Source organism: Arenibacter sp. S6351L, assembly GCF_023016025.1.
GTDB lineage: Bacteria > Bacteroidota > Bacteroidia > Flavobacteriales > Flavobacteriaceae > Arenibacter > Arenibacter algicola_B.
On the sequence record NZ_JALKBB010000012.1, the window covers coordinates 132,461 to 148,321 of the forward strand.

Annotated in this window: 14 protein-coding genes; 9 read left to right on the top strand and 5 right to left on the bottom strand. The window is 41.5% G+C overall.

The annotated features are described in order from the left end of the window. The first annotated feature begins 4 nt into the window (after positions 1–4). Positions 5–664, top strand: a complete 660-nt coding sequence (gene rpe, locus MWU82_RS11895) for a ribulose-phosphate 3-epimerase (protein WP_247096531.1) — start codon at positions 5–7, stop codon at positions 662–664. Continuing rightward, positions 664–1,656 carry a YpdA family putative bacillithiol disulfide reductase gene (locus MWU82_RS11900; protein WP_247096532.1) on the top strand — a complete coding sequence of 331 codons (993 nt, stop codon included), beginning with the start codon at positions 664–666 and terminating at the stop codon, positions 1,654–1,656. The genes rpe and MWU82_RS11900 overlap by 1 nt, the downstream gene beginning before the upstream one ends. A 102-nt stretch (positions 1,657–1,758) precedes the next feature. Here the strand turns inward: MWU82_RS11900 and MWU82_RS11905 are convergent, their stop codons facing one another. Continuing rightward, entirely contained in the window at positions 1,759–2,988 is a 1,230-nt protein-coding gene (locus MWU82_RS11905; protein ID WP_247096533.1) for a glycoside hydrolase family 88 protein, read from the bottom strand. A 68-nt stretch (positions 2,989–3,056) separates the two neighbouring features. Further along, entirely contained in the window at positions 3,057–4,079 is a 1,023-nt protein-coding gene (locus tag MWU82_RS11910; RefSeq protein ID WP_247096535.1) for a LacI family DNA-binding transcriptional regulator, read from the bottom strand. 152 nt (positions 4,080–4,231) lie between these two features. Between MWU82_RS11910 and kduI the strand changes: the two genes are divergently transcribed. From kduI to MWU82_RS11935, 5 genes are all read left to right on the top strand, one after another. After that, positions 4,232–5,074, top strand: a complete 843-nt coding sequence (kduI, locus tag MWU82_RS11915; RefSeq protein ID WP_247096537.1) for a 5-dehydro-4-deoxy-D-glucuronate isomerase — start codon at positions 4,232–4,234, stop codon at positions 5,072–5,074. Positions 5,075–5,092: 18 nt separating this feature from the next. Then, positions 5,093–5,887, top strand: a complete 795-nt coding sequence (locus tag MWU82_RS11920) for a gluconate 5-dehydrogenase (RefSeq protein ID WP_247096538.1) — start codon at positions 5,093–5,095, stop codon at positions 5,885–5,887. A 10-nt stretch (positions 5,888–5,897) separates the two neighbouring features. Beyond that, positions 5,898–7,076, top strand: a complete 1,179-nt coding sequence (locus MWU82_RS11925) for a DUF4861 family protein (protein WP_247096539.1) — start codon at positions 5,898–5,900, stop codon at positions 7,074–7,076. Positions 7,077–7,237: 161 nt separating this feature from the next. Beyond that, on the top strand, positions 7,238–8,779 hold the full coding sequence (locus MWU82_RS11930) for a pyruvate kinase (protein WP_247096540.1): 1,542 nt from the start codon (positions 7,238–7,240) through the stop codon (positions 8,777–8,779). A gap of 127 nt (positions 8,780–8,906) precedes the next feature. Then, positions 8,907–9,584: a hypothetical protein gene (locus MWU82_RS11935; protein ID WP_247096541.1), complete on the top strand. Its 678-nt coding sequence runs from the start codon at positions 8,907–8,909 to the stop codon at positions 9,582–9,584. A 356-nt stretch (positions 9,585–9,940) separates the two neighbouring features. On the opposite strand, the gene MWU82_RS11940 is transcribed toward MWU82_RS11935, so the two are convergent. After that, positions 9,941–10,453, bottom strand: a complete 513-nt coding sequence (locus tag MWU82_RS11940) for a YfcE family phosphodiesterase (protein WP_247096542.1) — start codon at positions 10,451–10,453, stop codon at positions 9,941–9,943. Positions 10,454–10,691: 238 nt separating this feature from the next. Between MWU82_RS11940 and MWU82_RS11945 the strand changes: the two genes are divergently transcribed. Next, positions 10,692–11,210, top strand: a complete 519-nt coding sequence (locus MWU82_RS11945; protein WP_247096543.1) for a GNAT family N-acetyltransferase — start codon at positions 10,692–10,694, stop codon at positions 11,208–11,210. Between the two features lie 160 nt (positions 11,211–11,370). Here the strand turns inward: MWU82_RS11945 and MWU82_RS11950 are convergent, their stop codons facing one another. Beyond that, on the bottom strand, positions 11,371–13,167 hold the full coding sequence (locus MWU82_RS11950; protein ID WP_247096544.1) for an arylsulfatase: 1,797 nt from the start codon (positions 13,165–13,167) through the stop codon (positions 11,371–11,373). A gap of 271 nt (positions 13,168–13,438) precedes the next feature. On the opposite strand from MWU82_RS11950, the gene MWU82_RS11955 reads away from it, so the two are divergent. After that, positions 13,439–15,595 (top strand): cation:proton antiporter, encoded by a 2,157-nt coding sequence (locus tag MWU82_RS11955; RefSeq protein WP_247096545.1) that lies wholly within the window; start codon positions 13,439–13,441, stop codon positions 15,593–15,595. 72 nt (positions 15,596–15,667) lie between these two features. On the opposite strand, the gene MWU82_RS11960 is transcribed toward MWU82_RS11955, so the two are convergent. Continuing rightward, the coding region (locus tag MWU82_RS11960; RefSeq protein ID WP_247096546.1) for a hypothetical protein at positions 15,668–15,861 on the bottom strand (194 nt) is incomplete at its 5' end.

The window sequence follows — 15,861 nt, forward strand, 5'->3', positions numbered from 1 at the left end:
AGTAATGGACAAAAAGATTATTGCCCCTTCCCTCTTGGCAGCAGATTTTGCCAACCTTCAACGAGATATTGAAATGGTAAACCACAGTGAGGCCGATTGGCACCACATAGATATTATGGATGGTGTTTTTGTACCAAATATCTCATTTGGAATGCCAGTCTTAAAGGCAATTGCGGCCCATGCCACCAAAACATTGGACGTTCATCTCATGATCGTGGATCCGGATCGCTATATTAAGACCTTTGCAGAATTGGGCGCCAATAACCTAACCGTTCATTATGAAGCCTGTCCACATCTACATCGTACCCTACAGGCCATAAAAGCCGAGGGAATGGCAGCAGGCGTGGCATTAAACCCACATACCAACATTAGCTTATTGGAGGATGTTATAAATGATATCGACCTCGTCTGTATCATGAGTGTAAATCCCGGTTTTGGGGGACAATCATTTATTGAAAACACTTACGAAAAGATTAAGGCCCTTAAGGGACTTATACAAAGAAAAAGTGCCCATACCCTAATTGAGGTCGATGGCGGAGTTACCTCTGAAAATGCCAAGGAATTAATAGATGCGGGAGCAGATGTATTGGTTGCTGGAAGTTTTATTTTTAGAAGTAAGGATCCTGTGCAAACTATTCACGAACTAAAAAAAATAGTTGGATAATGAAGATTTGGGACGTAGTTATTGTTGGAGGCGGGCCCATTGGCATTGCCTGTGGCTTGGAAGCCAAGAAAAAGGGATTGTCCTATATAATTCTTGAAAAGGGATGTATTGTTAATTCCCTATATAATTATCCCCTGAACATGCAGTTCTTTTCATCTTCAGAAAAACTGGAAATCGATGAAATTCCTTTTATTAGCATAGAGGCGAAGCCTAAACGAAATGAGGCGCTGGAATACTACAGACGGATAGTGACCTCCAATCATCTGAACATTGCACTTTTTGAAAAAGTAAATTCAATTAACAAAATTGATGGCCTCTTTAATATTGTCTCCGACAAGAATACCTATAACGCCACCAATGTAATCATTGCCACAGGTTTCTACGATATTCCGAACAGAATGAACGTTCCTGGAGAAGATTTAAAAAAGGTATCCCATTATTACAGGGATCCCCATTTCTATTCCAGTCAGAAAGTAGCGGTCATAGGAGCCAGTAATTCGGCCATAGACGCCGCCCTGGAGTGCTATAGAAAAGGGGCCGATGTATCCTTGATCATTAGGGGGCCGGAAGTAGGCCAACGGGTAAAATATTGGGTAAGGCCCGATATTATCAATAGAATTGAGGAAGGCAGTATAAAAGTCTATTACAATAGTACTGTTAAGGAAATTAAGGAGGATGAAATTATCCTGAATTCCCCTACCGGAACAATTGCCCTGGAAAACGATTACGTACTAGCACTTACAGGATATATGCCCAATTTTGGTTTCTTGGAAAAAATAGGAATAGAATTGTCCGAGGATGAAAAAAGACTTCCCCAGTACGATCCGGAAACCATGGAGACCAATATTGATAATCTATACCTGGCAGGAGTAATTTGCGGAGGAATGGAAACCCATAAATGGTTTATAGAAAACTCACGGGTCCATGCCACAATGATTATGGACCATATTGCAAGGAAGGAGAAGTCGATCACTTCCTATCAAGATAAATAGGTTCAACAACCTTTTAATGGAGGCAGGTCGCGGTCTTAAAAAAGAAAAGGGAAGAACAAATATATCCTTTTGCCCTTCCCTTCTCTGGTTGTCATAAATGTGTTAATTGGACAGCCCCATTTTCTTTAGTCGGTCCAAGGCCTCAATATAATAGTAATCGGCATAGATCAGGGCCACATCAATTTCATGGCCCAAGGATTTAGCTCCTGTTGAATGTAACAAAAAGGAATCGGCCTTCCCTACTCCTGAATATTTATCGGAACTCAAGGATTCCAACATCCGCATGGCTGTATCAAAATATTGTTGCTGTTTGTTTTTATCTTCCACCAAAGTACTCAACTCCAGTAAGCCGGAAGCTACAACCGCTGCTGCAGATGCATCCCTTTCCTCCGTTTCTTTATTGGGTACGTCAAAATCCCAATGGGGAATATAATCTTCCGGAAGAAGTTCCAGATACTTATCTGTTAACTTCACCGCAAAATCCAAGAATTTTTTATCTCCCGTTTCCCTATACACCATAGAATACCCATATATTCCCCATGCCTGTCCGCGCGACCACCTACTATCATCCGCGTAGCCTTGTTTGGTATGTCTGTTCAATACTTTTCCGGATATAGAATCATATTCAATAACATGCCATGAGGTGTAATCTGGCCTAAAATGATTCGCCATAGTAGTCTCCGCGTGCTTAACGGCAATATCATAAAATTCTTTGCTGCCACCATTTTTAGCGGCCCAGAACAATAGTTCCAAATTAAGCATATTGTCTATTATGGTAATATGCTGTTGCCAACGTGGGTGCATTTTATTGGACCAAGACCTAATAGTACCTACATTGGGGTTAAACCTACTGGCCAAGGATTCGGCCGAAGTGAGAAGAATGTCCTTATACTCCTTTTTGCCTCCAAACAAATAGCCATTGCCATAGGCAGGGAACATCATAAACCCAATATCATGGTGTTCGGTAATCGTTTTAAAATCCTCGAAAACCTCTGTTCTTTTTATGGCCTCCTTCTTCCATTTATCGTCCTTGGTAAGATCGTACATATACCATAGGATTCCAGGATAAAATCCGGAAGTCCAAACCAAACGCCCATTGGGAATTTCCTTCCATTCGGTTTCATTGGTTTCTATTAATCTCGGGTGTTTGGTTAGATCCGTAAGTTTGGGGACAGCTTGGTTTAATTGATCCTCACAGTTTTTAATTTCCTTGTCAAGATCAAAAGAATAGCCCTTGGTGCTCAGCTTACTTTCTTCTTTTATATTTTTGTTTTTAGACAAATTCTGACAACTTGCCAAACAGATAAGCAGGGATACTAAGAATAGTTTCATGGGATATTAGTTTTATTTATTTGTATTAATTTTCATCATATTAAAGATGTCACCAAAGGCTTTGAATATCATTTTCTAGAGGAATCACGTTCAATTAAGGACGACTTTAGAATTGTTGTTTTGGCCATGATAGCATTGGCGCTGGGTGCCTTGCCAATTTCTTCCAATAATAACTTTGTGGCTATTTGCCCAATTTGAAAACCCGGCTGATCAATGGTGGTCAAGGAGGGATCTATTACCCCTGAAATAGGCTCGTTACTAAACCCAACTATGGCCATATTTTCCGGTACCTTTACTCCTTCATTCTTAAAATATTTCATTGCGCCTATGGCTGCAATATCATTGGCAGAGAACAACCCATCTACCTTGTACGGCAAGGAAAGTAAGGTTTTCGCTCCTTCAGCCCCATCATTTTCCATGAGGCTGGAACGCAATACCAGTTCCGGTCTATATGGAATTTTGTGTTTTTCCAAGGCCTTTCTGTAGCCAGCAGTCCTATTCCTGTAAATGGCCAATTCCTGGGGCCCAGAAAAATGTCCTATATTTCTACATCCATTTAAAATTAAGTGTTCCGTAGCATCGAACCCGCCCTGAAAGTCATCGATCAGCACACTACTAATACCCTCTATCTCACAATGCCTGTCAAAAAATAGAAATGGGGTACCATTATTTTTCATATTCAATAAATGGTTGTATTCATCCGTTTCCATGGAAACGGATAACAATACTCCGTCCACCCGGTTTGCCAAAAGGGTCTCTACAATGTTGCGCTCCCGATCCAATTGTTCCAAGGACTGACAAATAATTACGTTATAGCCTGCATCATAGGCGGTTTCCTCAATCCCAGAAATTACGGATGAAAAGAAGTGACGGGATATTCTTGGTACGATCACCCCAATGGTATTGGTCTTATTTTTCCGGAGATTTGAAGCTAGTAAATTGCGCTGATACCCCAATTCATTTGCCTTGGCCAATATTCTGTCTTTGGTCTTCTGGCTCACCCTAGGACTATTGTTCAATGCTCTGGAAACGGTAGAGGCATCTATCTTCAAGGCCTTGGCAATATCGTGTATTGTTGTTTTATTTTCCACAAATAATGGGTATCTTGACTTTCACAAATATATATATTTACAAATACAATCGATTGTATTTTGATGGATTTTTAATATATTTACGAACTAACTTAAGAAACACTTCTATACTTATCACTATATAAGAAACTAATAATTAGATATTTATAATCATGAAAAACAATTACGAGGTTAGATACGCCTGCTCTCCCAAGGAGACCAAAGAGTTGACCACAGAAGGATTGAGAAAAGAGTTTCTAATCCAAAATTTAATGGAAGCGGATACCATCAATTTGGTGTACACCCATTTCGACAGATATATAGTTGGAGGGGCAGTGCCCGTTAAAACCTCCTTAAAACTAGCTACTATAGACCCCTTAAAATCGGATTACTTTTTGGAACGCAGGGAGATTGGTATCATCAATGTCGGCGGTGCCGGTTCTGTAACCGTTAATGGCCAGAAATATGATTTGGATTATAAAGAGGCCCTGTATATTGGCAAAGAAAACAAGGAGGTTAGCTTCAGCAGTAACAATGCGGATAAGCCTGCCAAATTCTATCTAAATTCAACCCCGGCCCACAAGGTATTCCCTACCAAAAAAATAAGCAGGGCCGATGCGGAGATCGTAGAAATGGGATCTATGGAAACCGCCAATGCCAGAACTATAAGAAAATTGATCGTAAACAGTCTGGTGGAGACCTGTCAGGTTCAAATGGGAATGACGGAATTAAAACCGGGCAGTGTTTGGAATACTATGCCGGCGCATGTACATGACAGGAGAATGGAAGTTTATTTCTATTTTGAAGTTCCGGAAGAGCAGGCCGTTTGCCATTTTATGGGACAGCCCCAAGAAACAAGACATATCTGGATGGCCAACAATGAAGCCGTAATTTCCCCACCATGGTCCATACACTCCGGTTCGGGAACCAGTAATTATACTTTTATCTGGGGAATGGCCGGTGAAAACCTGGACTATGGCGATATGGACCACTGCAAAATAAAAGACTTAAAATAACCCTCAGAAAACACAAATATGTCATTGAATCTATTTGATCTAACAGGTAAAACAGCCCTGATTACGGGAGCTACACATGGCCTTGGCAAAGCCATGGCCATTGGACTGGGTAAAGCAGGTGCTACCCTAGTCGTTAACGGAGCCTCCTCCCAGGAAAAATTGGACAATGCCGTTGCCGAATACAAGGCTTTGGGATTAAACGCCCATGGCTACCTTTTTGATGTTACCAATGAAGCCAAGGTCATGGAAAATATTTCCAAAATTGAAAAAGAGGTGGGACATATTGATATTTTGGTAAACAATGCCGGGATCATCAAGAGAATTCCCCTGGAGGAAATGGAGGTCGCCGATTTTGAAGAAGTGGTAAAAGTAGATTTGGTGAGTCCGTTTATCGTTTCCAAACATGTGGTAAAGGGCATGATTGCCAGAAAAGAAGGCAAAATCATCAACATTTGCTCCATGATGAGCGAATTGGGCCGAAATACGGTAGGCGCCTATGCCGCCGCCAAAGGTGGATTAAAAATGTTGACCCGCAATATGGCCACCGAATGGGCCAAGCACAATATTCAAGTCAACGGTATAGGACCAGGTTATTTTGCCACTGCACAGACCGCCCCTATAAGGGTGGATGGACATCCGTTCAATGATTTTATAGTGGGCAGAACCCCTGCCGGCAAATGGGGAGATCCGGATGACCTGCAAGGAGCAGCCATATTCCTAAGTTCCAAAGCAAGTAACTTCGTTAATGGACAAATAGTTTATGTAGATGGAGGCATATTGGCCACCATTGGAAAACCAGCGAATGAAAATTAAAACAACGGTAATGAAAATACTTTATAAAGCAATTCTTTTTTCCTTAGTAGCAATGCTGTCCCTAGCCTGTTCTGAAAAAGAAATACCCACCACCATCACAGTAAAAAACGTTCTTGACCAGGAGAGGGCTACGGAGACCGTAGAACTCACCAAGTCCACGTTAAAAGTGGAGGACCTATCCACTGTTGGCATTAAGAATCTGGAAACCAATACCCTCGAAATTATCCAAACGGTAGATAATGATGGGGACGGAACTATGGACATAATCCTATTTCAACCCAGAATGGCGCCGAAAGGGGAAAGCAAGTTTGAAGTGGTCACAGTAGCACCAGGGGAAAACCCTACGGCAGAAGAGCTGTGTTACTCCAGGTTTGTTCCGGAACGCACTGATGATTACACCTGGGAAAACAACAAGGTTGCCTTTCGGGTCTACGGACCCACCGCCCAGAAAATGATAGAAGATAAGGTACCTGGTGGCACTTTGTCCAGCGGTGTCGATGCCTGGTTGAAGCGGGTAGACTACCCCATAATTGATAAATGGTACAAAGAGGAATTGAGCGGCGTAAGTAGTTACCACAAGGATACCGGCGAAGGCCTGGATGATTTTCACGTAGGCGCCAGTCGTGGGGTTGGCGGTATTGCTGCCAAGGTAGACACCACCTTTTACTATTCCAAAAACTATACGCAATGGCGTACCATTACCACCGGCCCTATTAGGACCAGCTTCTATCTGGAATACGCAGCTTGGGACGCCGATGGAAAGACCATCAAAGAATCCAGAGTTATAAGCTTGGACCTAGGTCAAAATTTATCCAAATTCAATATCACCCTGGAGGGTATTGATGATATTTACGCCGGACTCACCCTACACGAAAAGGACGGTGAAGTTAGCGGGAATATAGAAAAGGGATGGGTAAGCTACTGGCAACCCCATGGAGATTCGGAATTGGGTACGGCTATCCTTGCCCCTAGGGATACTTTCATCGATTTTGAAAAGTACGATGTTCCCACCAAGGACCTAAGCAATGCCTACGCCCATTTGAAAGTTAAAAACAAGGAAGTAACCTACTACGCAGGCTTCGGATGGAAAAAAAGCGGTCAGTTTAACAGCAACGCGGAATGGGAGCAGTATTTAAACACCTTTTCCGAACAGATCCAACACCCCTTGGAAGTTACCGTAACTCCATAGGGATTAGCTTCTAACGAACACTATATTGGGCAATACCCATAGGTGCATAAAATGCCTTGGGGTATTGCCTTTTTTAAGTTCAAATTTTAACTTCAATTTGTGTTTTCCATCAGAAGTATCCCTGGTTTATATGCGTAAATTTATAAAACAAAAGGCGCGATATGGACCTACAAAAACTGGAAAGGGAACTCGAAAATATATATGAAACACTTTTAAAGCATGAGTCCACCGCGGACAGGATAGCCGCTTCGGTACATCCTCAATATAGGTCCAGCGCCAAGAACCTTTACCGCTATTTGCTGCTTCGCAGTGTGGACATCCGCAAGCTTCAGAGCGATCTATCCGAATTAGGGATATCCTCATTGGGAACTGGAGCTGGTTATGTTTATGAAAATATCTCCAATGCCCTTAAGCTGGTTAAATTATTGAACGGAAAAACTTGGGAAAGGAATGGCGACTTGGAGGCCCTGGGGTTTGCAGGAAGCAAGAATTTATTAATGGATCATGCCAATGACCTCTTTGCGTCCGACCACGGGGAAAGGGATACCGAAATAATGGTTACCATGCCCGATGAGGCAGCCACCGACAAAAAACTTATTAAGAAGTTGCGTTCTGCAGGTATGTCCATTGCCCGATTAAACCTTAGCCATGGCAATGAAGCGCTTTGGAAAAAAATCCTGGCCAAAATAAAAGCTGTTTCCAATGAAAGTGATCCCCTAATCCATATTTATATGGACCTACCGGGACCAAAAATAAGAATCAGCAATATCTACCTTAAAAAGGATACCGGAAAAGCCTGGGATACCGTCCCGTTCGTAAAGATTGGCGAAGGGGATAAATTATTACTGATAAAGCATAACTCCCCACATGTTACAGGGAGTCATAAAAAGATATCACTACCTCAGGAAACGGTCCTAGTGGAAGTTTCCCTGCCACAAATTATTGACGACCTTAAAAAGGGGCAGGCAGTGTTTTTTGATGATGGTACCATAGAGGCCAAAGTACTAAGCCTCACCGAGGATACCGCATCACTGGTGGTGAAAAAATGCCACAAGAAAAAACTAAGGCCAGGGAAAGGTATCAATTTACCAGATACCCATCTCAACCTGCCTTCCCTAACTCCGGAAGATGTACAACTATTGCCATTTATAAGTGCCCATGCCGACCTTATGGGCTATTCCTTTGTGCGAAATGCGAATGATGTGGCCATCCTCTATGAGAAACTTGAGCAATTGGGGGATAAGGATACCGGGGTGGTCTTTAAAATAGAGAACAGGGCGGCATTCGAGAATCTACCAGCCATCCTTTTCAGCGCTATGAAAAGACCCAAAATAGGAGTCATGATCGCCAGGGGCGATTTGGCGGTGGAGATAGGTTTTGAACGCATTTCCGAGGTGCAGAACCAAATACTGTGGTTCTGCGAGGCAGCGCAGATACCTGTCATCTGGGCTACGCAAGTGTTGGATACCATGGCAAAGAAGGGCATGGCCACAAGGGCTGAAATTTCCGATGCTACCATTAGTGCACAGGCAGAATGTGTCATGCTCAATAAGGGACCTTTTATAGTAGAAGCCACCAAAACCTTAAAGAATGTGTTACAGCGCATGGAAGCCCATTCCCAAAAATCCAAAAAAACCTTACGGGCTCTAAAAGTGGCCAAAATGGGACTTAAAAATATTCATAAAGATTTTCCCGTGAAGTAATGGTATCCAAAAATTCACCTATTAATAAAAGGAAACATTTGAAGGATAAGATTTGCTATATTAGACTGATATAATGGGGATATAGTTTGTTGTTCCTATATACGTATGTTCGAAATGTCAAAAAAAAATGAAGAAACTATTATTCCTATCCCTATTATTTATCAACTTCGGATTTGCCCAAAGTGGATTTATAGAAATAGAAATCAGGGATTCTATTAGAATAAAACCAAAAAAATTTGAATATCATGTTCAGATTAGTGAATCGAAGTTTGCCAGATTGGATGCCAATGGGTTAGCTGGTACAGATTCGACAAAAATAAAAATGCGCGAAAAGTACAAGGAACTTGAAGTATTTCTTGAAAATAAAAAGTATAAAACCAGGCCCTTAAATAATTCTGAATTTCAAATTCACGATTATGCCGGATTTTGGAAATTAGGCTTTGCCGTTGAATTACAAAATTCCAAAGAGCTGGAAAAACTGACTACGGAATTGAAGTCGTTGGATTATATCTCCGGGTCTGTTGGTGGAATTGAATATGGAGACACCGAATTGTCCGAAAAAAGATTGTTTTCGAAGATCTTGGCAAAAGCAAAAAGAAAAGGACAAATGATTGCTGACCTCACAGGACAGAAACTGGGTAAGATTATTGAATTAAAAGAAGGTAAGGATCTGGATGAAAATATAAGTTTATCATACGGGGCCGCTTACCTAAGTTCTCTACAAAATAAAAATTGGGATGTTAGTAAAAACATCTTATTTGGTCATCAATGGAAAACAGTAATGATAAAATTTAGTGCGGAATAATAATGCTGGCCACATTCCCCGCCAGTGCAAGCCCGCCTAGCCGTCACGAAGGCCTGACATAGTCACAGACCCTAGAATATTTATTAATCAAGAACAAATAAGAGTAGCTCCCGTATTGTACATAGCTTGAGCGTGGGAGTAATTCCACTGATTAAGAAACTCCATTAATTTCTTAAGCCAATGGGTTAATCTTATGTAGGAAATTATGCTAATTTTATCTGTTAGTCACTATTCTAAACCCCCAGCTGGCGCGAGCGTCACGCTCGTGACATAGTAGACAAATAGGCAAAAGTACTTTTAGAGTTAGTCTGCCTAGCCGTCGGGCAGGCCTGCTATAATCCTATAGACCGGGAAGTTCAAATTTGACAAACTTTCGCTTTTAGCAGGTCGGTATCCAATACCAAATAAGTTGCAGGGATATCCTTTAGCTCTCCTCCGTGATACCCCATTACAGCCCCTGGATTGATCAATAGGGTGTCGCCCACCATTTCATCGTTAACAACGGTATGGTTATGTCCATAGCACACTATGTCGAACCCTCCATTCTCTGCAATTGCTCTAGCTATTTCAGGGTAGTGGTTCATGGCCAACGATCTACCGCCCAAGTCGCCTCTAAAATATTCTCCGTGAATGTGAATATTCGGATATTTCTTAGAATTCTCTATGATAGCCGCAACATCCCCATCGTTATTGCCCAATACCATATGGATAGGATTGGAATACGCACGCCCCAATAAATGTATGACAAAGGGCGAACAAAGGTCACCACAAAAAAGCATCGCTTCCGTAGATTGTAGTTCCGGCAGGGATAAGGCTTTTTGCAGGTTCCAGATGTTATCGTGGATATCGGAAATTACGGTGATTTTCATGTGCAGTATCTATAGTATTCTCAAAACAGTAACTCAGCTTTTAATCCATCCATTAATTAAACTAAGTTTATTTTTTAGAAATTTCAGGATAAATTATAAGCATGTCTTTTTTTATTATTTTGCCTATTGCAGGCCTTGTACCTGAAAAACCATTAAATTCACTCGCTGTTGCGAGCCTTGGTCGCAGATACATGAATAATCATCCATTTAGGACAAACAAATTTAGTACATTTTTAATATGGGACCCTATAAGACGTTTGAAACAGAAAGGTTAATCCTAAAACCTACCTTAGAAGAGGATGCAGCGTTTATTTATGAGCTGTTCAACACTCCCAAATGGCTTAAAAACATTGGGGATAGAAATATTGGCTCGCCCGAAATGGCAAAAGAGTATATTTTAACCAAGATGCAACCGCAACTGGAACGACTTGGATATTCCAATTATACCCTCATAAGGAAAACGGACAAGGTAAAAATTGGATGTTGTGGATTATATGATAGGGAGGGATTGGAAGGCATCGATATTGGATTTGCCTTTTTACCTGAATATGAAGGCAAAGGTTTTGCCTTTGAAGCCGCCGACAAATTAAAAAATGTAGCCTTCAAGGAATTCGGGCTCCATGCCCTTAGTGCCATAACCTCCAAACACAATGTTGCCTCCCAAAGATTATTGGAAAAACTTGGATTGGCCTTAGCGGGAACAACAACACTTCCTAACGACATGGAAGAATTACTCTTATATAAAATTGAAAAATAAAATTTGCCACTCCAAAGAACAACGTATTATGGGCCAATAACAACTCTAGACCCTATAGCACTTGAAAAGAGACATTAGAATTCCCCAAAGCCGTACAGAGACAAAGGATTAAGTAAGGTTTTGAAAGGATGGATAGGGTTCCTAAATTCGTCTTACCGCATCAGTTCACCCTCTTAAACAGCAACAAACGCATATCCATAACCTCTTTCCCAGGTATTTTCAGCGCTTTGAGCACCAGGTTGCCCCTACCCTTTTTCAAGCTAATTTTCCCTAGATCCATAGGAATAAAGTCCTTGGTATAGGATTCAATTCTGGGGTCTCGGTCCCGATCTGCCCCAACTAGTGGGGGATCATGGGCCTTCGTAATGGTCGCCTTTAGGGAACTCTCCCCCAAGCTTAATTCAAATTGGGAACCCAAGTCCTTTTCTTTGGCGGTATAATAGAGCTCCACCTCAAACTCCCCGTCGGCCAGCACTTCCACATCCCAGCTGACACTATCCTTAGTGCTTTTCCAATTTGTAAAAAAGGTATCGTTGGGATGCCTATTACTCCGTTCTATATTGCCATGTGCTACCCCATCCCTGGCAGGAATCTGGGTATATACATAATCAGGATGCCCCAAAGTAAAAGGCCGATCCTCTGTCTCCTTGGATTTTGGCAGTACTTCTTGCAGCCAATCCCTTTTTAACCGTTTCAAAGAATCTGCAAGCTGCAGCAGGTTCCCGGAAAGGTCTGTGGTCTGTCCGCCATCCTTTTCCATATCATAAAGTCTGTCCTCACTATCCAAGCGATATTTTTGCGTACGGATACTTGTACCACTGTTCCAATGATTATAGACCACCCTATCGTCCCAACTGGCATTATCCTCCATCAACAAGGGCTTCAAGCTTTTCCCGTCCAAGGGTTTCTGGGTATTCAATTCAATTTGGGCCAAATCCGTTAAGGTGGGCAATAAATCTATGGAACTTGCTATTTGTGAAATATGCTTGCCTTTAGGTAGCTTATTCTTCCATTGCATCACCAAGGGGGAGCGTACCCCGCCCTCATCGGTAGATCCCTTTTTGCCACGCATCCCCGCATTCCATCGCCATCCGTTTGGTCCGTTGTCCGATAGGTATATCACCAGCGTATTTTCTTCCAGTTGCAGGTCCCTTAGTTTATTAAATACCCTGCCCACATTATAATCTATATTTTCCACCATGGCCAGGGCCGCTCTGGTAAAGTTCTCGTTCTCTTCCTCTTCCCCATGGTATTTCAAGGCAAGTTCCTTGTCCTTGAAGTTGTGCCAAAATTCATCGGGTACCTGCATAGGACTATGAGGCGTATTAAATGGCAGGTACAGGAAAAATGGCTGCTCCTGGTTCCTATCCATAAATTCCAATCCTTTGTTGGTAAGATCGTCAATTATAAAGCCATCACCTTTTACTATTTCCCCGTTGTGCTCCAACATGGGACTAAAATAATTGCCCCAATGCCCGGAACAAAAGCCATAAAAATCATCGAAACCCCTAGCATTGGGATGATAAGGGGGTTGCATCCCGTTATGCCATTTTCCATAAGCGGCAGTGGCATATCCGGCCTCCCTAAAGACTTCGGCTATTGTGGTTTCATCCAGATTTAAGCGTTCGCCACCCGAAGAAGTGGAATAGACCCCTACCCTTGAAAAATAGCGCCCGGTGAGCAGTTCGGCCCGGGTAGGTGAACAAACGGGACTAACATAAAAATGATCGAACATGACCCCATTTTGGGCTATGGCATCTATGTTGGGGGTTGCTAGATTGGTATTTCCAGTAATGCCCAAATCTCCCCAGCCTTGATCGTCGGCCAAAATGAGCACAATGTTGGGTTTTTGGTTACTCTGGGTATTGTCAGTAGATTCAGTTTTTGCCTTTTCCTTGCAAGCAAGTGGTATTCCCAATATGGCCAGGGCCATACACTTCACTAAAATATTCCTCATTTGGCCGTTTTTTAATAGGTTGGATTTTGGAAGTATAAGATAAGAAACTTAATGGATTACTATGCATATGGCCTAAAACCTACATTGGAAGTCTTTTCCCTATCCTTCTTTTCTTTTTGTACTTCAGGCCGCATGGATCAAGCGTAAATTATGAGGTCTTGTCTTAGCTAAATCAAAGAATAGATTCTTGAAAGAATTCTTCCCCTAAACAGATATTATTAACCAAAAATAGTTGAATTTAGAGCTGACCTAATAAGGGTACATCAACACGATGAAAGATTTTTTTGAACACTTCAGACACGAATTTGAATTGCCATTGGAAAATCCGGTGCTGATATTTTCTTTAATCCTCTTTATTATTCTGTTATCGCCCATTCTACTGAGAAAATTAAATATTCCGGGAATAATTGGCTTGATTATTTCTGGTGTGGTAATCGGACCTTTTGGCCTAAATATTCTGGAAAAAAATTCAGCCATTGACCTGTTCTCCACTATTGGCCTGCTGTATATCATGTTCATAGCTGGTTTGGAACTGAATATGAACGAGTTTAAATCCAATAGAAACAAAAGCCTTGTATTTGGATTTTTTACCTTTATTTTTCCGTTAACCATCGGTTTCCCCGTTTGTTATTTCTTTTTGGAGTATGACTTTAATGCCAGTTTTCTTACTTCCAGCATGTTTGCCACCCATACACTGGTAGCATATCCTATCGTGAGCAAACTAGGGGTTTCAAAAAATCAGGCTGTAGCCGTTACCGTAGGCGGAACCATATTGACGGACACCGCCGTACTTATCATTCTAGCTGTAATTATGGGAAACAGTCAGGGCAATTTGAATATGGCTTTTTGGATCCAATTAGGAATTTCATTAACTATCTTTTCAGCTATTATGTTCCTTATAGTTCCAAGGATTGCGAATTGGTTTTTTCGTAAACTGGAAAGTGAAAAACACTCCCATTATATCTTTGTCCTTTCCATCGTTTTCTTTGCCGCATTTATGGCCGAATTAGCAGGTGTTGAGCCGATTATTGGAGCATTTGTGGCAGGATTGGCCCTAAATAAACTTATACCCCATTCCTCGGCCTTGATGAATAGAATACAATTTATAGGCAATTCCCTATTTATTCCCTTTTTCTTAATAAGTGTTGGAATGTTGGTTGATGTTAGTGTTATTCTAAAGGGTGAAACAGCGCTTATTGTGGCAGGAACACTTTCGGTGGTAGCCCTTTTTGGCAAATGGTTCGCAGCTTTGGTCACTCAACTAGCCTTTAAATACTCCAAAACCCAACGTCAGCTTATTTTTGGATTGAGCAGCTCCCATGCCGCTGCAACCTTAGCGGTAATTTTAGTAGGCTATAAAGCTCAAATTCTAGATGAAAACATCCTAAACGGCACCATAATACTTATTTTAATTACCTGTGTTGTTGCCTCATTTGCCACAGAAAAAGCCGCTAAAAAACTCGTGGTGGAGACAGAAGACGATACCACGGGACCACTGAAAGTAAACGGTTTGGATAACGAGCACATTCTATTACCAATTGCCAATATTGGCAACATGGAAAAACTGCTGGAGTTTTCAATATTTATCAAAGGAAAAAAATCGGCCAATCCCCTATCGGTCCTCTCGGTGGTTTCCAATAACAACGAAGCTGAAAACAATATTCTAAAAGCCAGAAAAAAACTGGAAGAATTTGTAGAACAAGCCTCTGCAACGGAAACAAAAGTAAGTATCATTGCCACAATCGACCACAATGCGGCCAGCGGAATATCCCGTATTGCAAAAGAAATAATGGCAGACATCATTGTTTTGGGGTGGCCAAAACGTACCGGATTTATTGACAAACTTATTGGGGAAAAAGTGGACAGCATTATAAGCAACACCGATAAAACCACTATTATTTGTCATTTTGAAAAGCCATTGGTATCCCATAAAAGAATTGTAATTGCGGCCCCGCCCTTAACCGAACATGAGAACGGCTTTGAACTTTGGTTTAGCAAAATGGCAAAATTGGCCCAAGAATTAAGCATTCCTATACAGCTGTACTGCAATGAATCTACCTTAAAATCTATTAGAAAGTTGGTTAAAGATTCTAAAATATCGGCTACAATTACTTCTAGTCTTTTCAGTGATTGGGAAGATTTCCAGGACCTCTCAAAAAACGTAAGGGAAAATGATCTATTTGTTTTGGTTTCTGCCCGTGAAGGTGCTGCATCCTATATGGTTATGCTCGAAAATCTCCCGTCCAAAATGGAAAAACATTTCCCCAATAATAGTCGACTTATCATTTACCCCCAACAGTTCGTTCAGAGTTTTGGAAGCAAGCGATATGATCAGATCAACCCTGAACCGTTCAACAAAGGAATTGAAACCATACAAAAGATTGGCAAGGGCATTGGTAATATTTTTAAAAAGGATAACAAGGAATAATCTGCAGGAAGTATTTCTATAACCTAGCTGTTTGCCGCAGTATTCTAGAAGGTCTAAAAAGCAATGAAAAATCTAGTAACACCCTATCACAGGACCTAGGGATTGGCTGCGCCCTTCCCTACAAAGCTCCGCTTTGAAAACCACAAAAAGTTGCACTTCGCTATACTTCAAAACAACAGGCTCCGTCCTAAAAACGACCCGGGGATTGGCTGCGCCCTTCCCTACAAAGCTCCGCTTTGAAAACCACAAAAAGTTGCACTTCGCTA

Coding starts and splice junctions, on each gene's coding strand:
- MWU82_RS11935 (WP_247096541.1), top strand. CDS start 8,907: ATGAAGAAACTATTATTCCTATCCCTATTATTTATCAACTTCGGATTT.
- MWU82_RS11930 (WP_247096540.1), top strand. CDS start 7,238: ATGGACCTACAAAAACTGGAAAGGGAACTCGAAAATATATATGAAACA.
- MWU82_RS11940 (WP_247096542.1), bottom strand. CDS start 10,453: ATGAAAATCACCGTAATTTCCGATATCCACGATAACATCTGGAACCTG.
- rpe (WP_247096531.1), top strand. CDS start 5: ATGGACAAAAAGATTATTGCCCCTTCCCTCTTGGCAGCAGATTTTGCC.
- MWU82_RS11955 (WP_247096545.1), top strand. CDS start 13,439: ATGAAAGATTTTTTTGAACACTTCAGACACGAATTTGAATTGCCATTG.
- MWU82_RS11925 (WP_247096539.1), top strand. CDS start 5,898: ATGAAAATACTTTATAAAGCAATTCTTTTTTCCTTAGTAGCAATGCTG.
- MWU82_RS11950 (WP_247096544.1), bottom strand. CDS start 13,167: ATGAGGAATATTTTAGTGAAGTGTATGGCCCTGGCCATATTGGGAATA.
- MWU82_RS11920 (WP_247096538.1), top strand. CDS start 5,093: ATGTCATTGAATCTATTTGATCTAACAGGTAAAACAGCCCTGATTACG.
- kduI (WP_247096537.1), top strand. CDS start 4,232: ATGAAAAACAATTACGAGGTTAGATACGCCTGCTCTCCCAAGGAGACC.
- MWU82_RS11905 (WP_247096533.1), bottom strand. CDS start 2,988: ATGAAACTATTCTTAGTATCCCTGCTTATCTGTTTGGCAAGTTGTCAG.
- MWU82_RS11900 (WP_247096532.1), top strand. CDS start 664: ATGAAGATTTGGGACGTAGTTATTGTTGGAGGCGGGCCCATTGGCATT.
- MWU82_RS11945 (WP_247096543.1), top strand. CDS start 10,692: ATGGGACCCTATAAGACGTTTGAAACAGAAAGGTTAATCCTAAAACCT.